The organism is Moorena sp. SIO3I6, from assembly GCF_010672095.1.
The window spans coordinates 1-1,406 of record NZ_JAAHHU010001342.1 but is presented as its reverse complement, the minus strand read 5'-3'; the positions used below and the strand labels follow the sequence as shown (position 1 = coordinate 1,406).

1 protein-coding gene is annotated in these 1,406 nt (G+C 42.2%); it reads right to left on the bottom strand.

Going from position 1 to position 1,406, the window contains the following annotated elements:
• Nucleotides 1-689: 689 nt before the first annotated feature.
• Nucleotides 690-881 carry a hypothetical protein gene (locus F6K49_RS49165; RefSeq protein ID WP_293110023.1) on the bottom strand — a complete coding sequence of 64 codons (192 nt, stop codon included), beginning with the start codon at nt 879-881 and terminating at the stop codon, nt 690-692.
• Nucleotides 882-1,406 lie beyond the last annotated feature (525 nt).

Sequence of the window (1,406 nt, the reverse complement as noted above, 5' to 3'; positions counted from 1 at the left end):
TTTGAGAAAACCAATCGTAAGCTATCACCCCTCAGCTATCAGCTCTCAGCGATCATCGATCAGCGGTCAGCGATCAGCTATCAGCTATCAGCGATCAGCGATCAGCTAAAGGCTGACTACTAAAGGCTGACGGCTGACGACTGAATTCTTACTCACAACCTATTTATCATTCCTAGATCAGTATTAGTGGTTAGTAGTTAGAGGTTGTCTGAGAAGTCTCATTTGCTACATCCAAGCCCCCTAAATCCCCCAATTTTGGGGGACTGAAGCCAATTAACTCTTGTTCCCCCCAAAGTTGGGGGGCTAGGGGGGCAAAATTCAGTATAAAAAAACTTTTCAGATATCCTCTTAGTTGTTGGTGGTATTTTCATTACCAACTGGCTGCTGACCACTAATTATTTTTTATAGCGCTGCGCTATAGCTTAGGACTTACGCATTTGCCCCCTAAATCCCCCAATTCTGGGGGACTTTAACTCAATTTCCCCCCAAAATTGGGGGGCTAGGGGGGCGAAATCAAGTTAACCGCGTAAGTCCTATAGCTGAAGATGTTTCTAATAAGATGATTATTGATTTAACATTTTCTCGGTATTTACTAATGATATTGATCGAGATTTTTTTTCCATTAATCATCACCTAAACATCAAATCATCAAGGGGTGATGATCAATATCACCCCTTGAGCCCCTAAGATTATTCCTCTTGCTCTATCGGCAGACCTATATCAAGAAAAATCAAAAATTTCGCATCGGGCATCAACTGCTTCAGAGTCTGGGAATGCCTCTTGGCATCGGAAAGGTTGTCAAACCGAGCGAAAACTAGTGGTGGCATCGGTGGCAATAGCCGAATCATTACCCATCCGTATAGGCGTTGACCATAGTACATAATGTAAGTTGTCTCCTTTACATGGGGATCAAGAGCCAGCCCGAGCCCGACAAGATCTGCGGGCTGGCTCTTCCGTGGAATTTATTCTCCACGCTTATTAGTATATCATAAAAAATATAATATTATAGCATATTTTGAAAATTTTTGTAACAAAGTCGTTAGGGAGTCGGGAGTCGGGAGTCGGGAGTCGGGAATCGGGAGTCGGGAGTCGGGAGTCGGGAGCAGGGCTATAATTTTAGATTATATTAAGTTTTTTTGGTCAGGATTTGTGATATCCTCTCGGTAGTCGTTAGTAAAACAATCATAATCACCGATAGCGAACCCGTTTCTAATGGGAACTCCCCTGCTGCGGTTTTCCTTAGGAATTCTGAACGCAAAGGCATAGCAAACCCATCTTAATTAATAAGCAAAAATCCTCTATATCAAAGGCAACAGGGAGTAGGAAGTAGGGAGTTAAAATTATCACAATTGCTACAGCGATTGCTATAAGTATCAATAGTTAGAGGATTAATCTTATATCCAGTA

Coding starts and splice junctions, on each gene's coding strand:
- F6K49_RS49165 (WP_293110023.1), bottom strand. CDS start 881: ATGTACTATGGTCAACGCCTATACGGATGGGTAATGATTCGGCTATTG.